This window comes from Nonomuraea sp. NPDC004702 (assembly GCF_053601695.1).
This window is the reverse complement of the sequence record NZ_JBSGCE010000167.1, coordinates 1-4520: the sequence shown is the minus strand read 5'-3', so window position 1 is coordinate 4520 and position 4520 is coordinate 1. Positions and strand designations below refer to the sequence as shown.

At 70.6% G+C, this 4520-nt stretch carries 4 protein-coding genes and 1 pseudogene; 3 read left to right on the top strand and 2 right to left on the bottom strand.

Translation table 11 applies throughout. The features are described 5' to 3' along the window. From ACWEJ6_RS54320 to ACWEJ6_RS54310, 3 genes and pseudogenes are all read left to right on the top strand, one after another. Positions 1–124 (top strand): ArsR family transcriptional regulator (locus ACWEJ6_RS54320; protein ID WP_452433594.1); only part of this gene is annotated, 124 nt, incomplete at its 5' end. Between the two features lie 7 nt (positions 125–131). Continuing rightward, the gene (locus tag ACWEJ6_RS54315; protein ID WP_452433592.1) at positions 132–2744 is read left to right on the top strand and encodes an amino acid adenylation domain-containing protein; all 2613 of its coding nucleotides are present in this window, start codon (positions 132–134) and stop codon (positions 2742–2744) included. A 247-nt stretch (positions 2745–2991) separates the two neighbouring features. Then, a pseudogene (locus tag ACWEJ6_RS54310) lies at positions 2992–3942 on the top strand (pyridoxal phosphate-dependent aminotransferase); the annotation flags it as partial. A 42-nt stretch (positions 3943–3984) separates the two neighbouring features. On the opposite strand, the gene ACWEJ6_RS54305 reads toward ACWEJ6_RS54310, so the two are convergent. Together ACWEJ6_RS54305 and ACWEJ6_RS54300 are read right to left on the bottom strand one after the other, a co-directional pair. After that, positions 3985–4155 carry a hypothetical protein gene (locus ACWEJ6_RS54305; RefSeq protein ID WP_452433595.1) on the bottom strand — a complete coding sequence of 57 codons (171 nt, stop codon included), beginning with the start codon at positions 4153–4155 and terminating at the stop codon, positions 3985–3987. Continuing rightward, a partial coding sequence (locus tag ACWEJ6_RS54300; protein WP_452433590.1) for an inositol monophosphatase family protein occupies positions 4155–4520 on the bottom strand: 366 nt, incomplete at its 5' end. The genes ACWEJ6_RS54305 and ACWEJ6_RS54300, both read right to left, overlap by 1 nt.

Below are 4520 nucleotides of genomic sequence, written 5' to 3'. Positions count from 1 at the left end.
CGACATCTCGGTGAGCAAGTCCACCGCCACCCACCACTTCCGGGTGCTGCGCGAGGCCGGCCTCATCCGGCAGCACTACGCCGGCACCTCCCGCCGGCGCCGGCAGCGCCTTCGAGACCGTTGAACGGCACATCGCCAAGTTCGACCTGACCCTGCACCTGCGGCAGCGGCGCGACCCGGACGGCCGGCCCGCCGGCATGGGCGCCGCGCTGGAGTACGCGAGCGACCTGTTCGAGCGGCCCACCGCCGAGGCGATGACCTCCCGGCTGCTCCGGCTGCTGGACAGCCTCCTCACCGACCCGGCACAACCCATCGGCCGGCCCGACCTCCTCACCGCGGCCGAACGCCGCCTCCTCCTGCACGAGTGGAATAACACCAGCCGGGACGTCCCGGCCACGTCGCTGGCGGAGTTGTTTGAGCGGCAGGTGGAGCGCACTCCGGAGGCCCCGGCCGTTATCTACGACGGTGTCACGCTCTCTTACGCCGAGGTGAATGCGCGGGCCAATCGGCTGGCCCATCACTTGCTCGGCCTTGGCGCCGGCCCGGAGCAGGTGGTGGCGATCGCGTTGCCGCCGTCGGTCGAATTGGTGGTGGCCGTGTGGGCGGTGATCAAAACGGGGGCCGCTTTTCTGCCGGTCGATCCTGGTTATCCGCGTGAGCGTGTGGACTTCATGGTGCGTGACTCTGGTGCGTGCGTGGTAGTGACCGGCACAGACGCGCCAGACATGTCACCGGTGAATCTCGGTGTGCGGGTTGATGAGCGGGCGGCGGCTTACGTGATGTACACCTCCGGCTCGACGGGGTGGCCGAAAGGCGTGGTGGTGGAGCAGAAGGCGATCGTCAATTACCTGATGTGGTGCCGGTGGCGGTATGCCGGATTGCGCGGTGTGGTGTTGCTGCATTCGTCGCCGGGAGCGGATCTGACGGTGACGTCGTTGCTGGGGCCGCTGGTGTCGGGTGGGTGTGTGCGGATTGGGGAGGGGCCGTGCGCGCTGGTGAAAGCGACGCCCAGTCACTTGGAGACGGGTGTGCTGGAAGGACGTGAGGTTGGTGAGTTGATCGTGGGCGGCGAAGCGTTGCTGGGTGAGCGCTTGTCCGCCTGGCGCCAGGTGCCGGTGGTCAACGAGTACGGGCCTACAGAAGCGACGGTGGGGTGTGCGGCGTTCGTTCTGGAAACCGGACGTGAGGAATGGCCGGGGCCGGTGCCGATCGGCCGGCCCATCTGGAACACCCGGCTCTACGTGCTGGACGGTGATCTACAGATGGTGCCGCCAGGTGTGGTGGGGGAGTTGTATGTCGCGGGTGCGGGTTTGGCGCGGGGCTACCTGGGGCGGGCGGGGCTGACGGCCGACCGTTTTGTGGCGTGCCCGTTCGACGCTTCAGGCGGGCGCATGTATCGGACGGGGGATTTGGCGCGCTGGCGCGCGGATGGTGAGCTGGAGTTCGTCGGGCGGGTGGATGACCAGGTGAAGGTGCGCGGGTTCCGGGTCGAGCTGGGAGAGGTGGAGGCGGCTGTGGCCGCGCTGCCCGGCGTGACGCAGGCGGCCGTGGCGCTGCGGGAGCAGCGGCTGATCGGTTACGTGGTCGGAGCCCAGGGGGACTTGTCCAGGTTGCGGACGATGTTGCCGGAGCACATGGTGCCGTCTGTGCTGGTCGAGCTTGAGGCGTTGCCGCTGTCGCCGAGCGGCAAGGTGGACCGGGCCGCGCTGCCCGCCCCCGACTTCTCGGCGCTGGTCGGCGACCGCCCGCCGCGCACCCCGCACGAGGAGATGTTGTGTCAGCTTTTCGCTGAGGTGCTGGGCCTGGATCGGGTCGGCATCGACGACAACTTCTTCCACCTGGGCGGCCATTCCCTCCTGGCCACCCGCCTGATCAGCCGCATCCACACGGTCCTCGGCATCGAGCTGACCATCCGCAGCCTGTTCGAGAGCCCCACCGTGGCTGGTCTCGCCGCCGCCCTCGGCGACCGCGGCCACGAGGCGGCCCTGGACGTACTGCTCCCGCTGCAACCGCACGGCAGCCGCCCCCCTCTGCTCTGCGTCCACCCCGGAAGCGGCTTGAGCTGGTGCTACGCGGGCCTGATCCGCCACCTCGGCACCGACCAGCCCGTCTACGGCGTGCAGGCCAGGACCGTGGCCCGGCCCGAACTCCCCGGCCGCACCATCAGCGAGCTGGTCGCTGACTACCTCGACGAGATCCGCCGCGTCCGGCCGAGCGGCCCCTACCACCTGCTGGGCTGGTCGTTCGGCGGCATGGTCGCCTTCGAACTCGCCACCAGGCTCCAGGCGCTCGGCGAGCAGGTCGCCCTCCTGGCGCTCCTCGACTCCTACCCGCAGCACACGAACGGGCAGGCCCCTGACGAACGCGCCATCCTCGCCGAGATCGCCCGGGGCTTCGGTTACCCCGATCTGGTACCCGCCGACCGGGAAGAGCTGCTGACCGTCTCCCGCCAGGCTGGCGGCCCCTTGGCCGCCGTCCCGCCCACCACCGCGCGCGGCATGCTCAACACCTACGTCCACACCTTGGCCGCGCAACGCGACTACCTGCCGGGACGCTTCCACGGCGACGTCGTGCTCTTCAATGCCGCCCTGGAGAACGGCCGCCCCGGAAACGCCGACTCGTTGCGGCCGCACATCGACGGGAAGATCATCCGATACGACATCGAAGCCCGCCACCGCGACCTGACCCAGCCAGGCCCGCTCGGCGAGATCGCCCGCATTCTCGCCGCCCACCTCGGGCACTGATCGGGCACCGACTCGTCCTGGCCGCCGCGCATCAGGGAGGCCCGGCCTCCGGCAGGGGATCGCCATGAAGCTCACGTAGAACTGGTCGCGCCGCACCCACGCCCACTCGTCACACCGCCGCTCGCCGACGCCCCCGACGAACCCGGACACGATCGCGCCCAACCTCGCGCTGGACCAGGAGATCGCGACCCGGCTGGCGGCCGGCGAGCCCGTCGTCCACCTCGGGCTCGGCGAGGCCCGGCTGCCGGTGCACCCGCTGCTCCTCGACCGGCTCGCCACCACGACCGCGGCCAACTCCTACGGGCCCGTGGCCGGGGACCAGGCGCTGCTCCAGGCCACTGCCGGATACTTCGCCCGGCGGCGGATGCCGACCGAGCCCGAGCAGATCGTCGCCGGGCCCGGCAGCAAACCGTTGCTGTTCGCGCTGCTGGCCGCCCTGCCCGGGCACGTGGTGCTGCCGCGGCCGTGCTGGCTGAGCTACGTCCCGCAGGCGCTGCTCGCTGGCCGCCGGGTCATCCGCGTCCCCGTGCCCGACGGGTGCGGCGGCGTGCCCGACCCCGACGAGTTCGCCGGCGCGCTGCGCGAGGCCAGACGCGCCGGCCTTGACCCGCGCACGGTCATTCTGACTACGCGCGACAACCCCACCGGCGCGCTCGCCCCACCCGAGCTGGTCCGCCGCGTCTGCGAGCTGGCCGCCTCCGAGCGGATCGCCGTCATCTCCGACGAGATCTACCGCGACACCGTCCACCACCCTGGGACGCCGTACGCGAGCCCGGCCCAGTTCCTCCCAGCGCGGACGATCGTCACGACCGGCCTCAGCAAGAGCCTGGCGCTCGGCGGCTGGCGGATCGGCATCGCCCGCCTGCCCCGCAACGCGTGAGGCCGCGCCCTGCGGTGCATGGTGCTGGCCATCGCCAGCGAGGTGTGGTCGGCGCTCCCCGGCCCCATGCAGGCCGTCGCCACCGTCGCCCTCGACGAGCCGCCGGAGATCGTCGAGCACTTCCGTGCGACGCACGCCTGCACGGCGCCGTCGCACGGGCGGTACACACCGCGTTCACCGGCCGGGGCCATGTGCCCGGAGCCGCGCGCAGGCTTCTATGTCTACCCCGACTTCGAGCCGGCCCGGCCGGCGCTCGCGGCACGAGGGCTGACCACGTCGGCCGGGATGCAGTCGTACCTGCTCGATGAGTGCGGGGTTGCCGTCCTCGGCGGCCACCACTTCGGCGACGAGCCTGGCAGGCTACGCTTCCGCGCCGCTACGAGTCAGCTCTACGGGCGCGACGCTGGCGAGCAGTGGACGGCGCTGCGCGACCACGACCCGGTCCGCCTGCCCCACATCGCCGCGCGGCCAGACCGCCGCGGCGACCGGCAACACGCCTACGACGGAAAGGAGCAGGCTGGCGGTAGTCATTATCCTCCCTGCGTACCTTCCGACGGGCGGATGCCAACCGCCGTCATGATGTCTTTCAGAAGCTCGGGCGTCCTGGCCACAACGAGATCGAATTCGACGGGAACCACGTCCAGTGGGCATGGCTTGCACGGTATGGCACGCACCGAGCAACCGGCCTCCACTGCAATAACAGCGGCGGAGGCAAAGTCCCAGTACATCAACCCATACTCGAAGAAGGCTGCCCACGATCCGGTTGCTACCCGGCAGATGTCAACGGACGCAGCTCCCTGCTGGCGCCGAACGACCTCAACAAGGGCCACACCATCCACGAGTACTGGATGGAGGACTCCGGCGGCCGGTACGGCGTCGAGCTGACCGGGTTCGGC

What these genes read in the sequence shown, in the direction of transcription:
- ACWEJ6_RS54305 (WP_452433595.1), bottom strand. Translation starts at nt 4,155, where the DNA reads ATGACTACCGCCAGCCTGCTCCTTTCCGTCGTAGGCGTGTTGCCGGTC.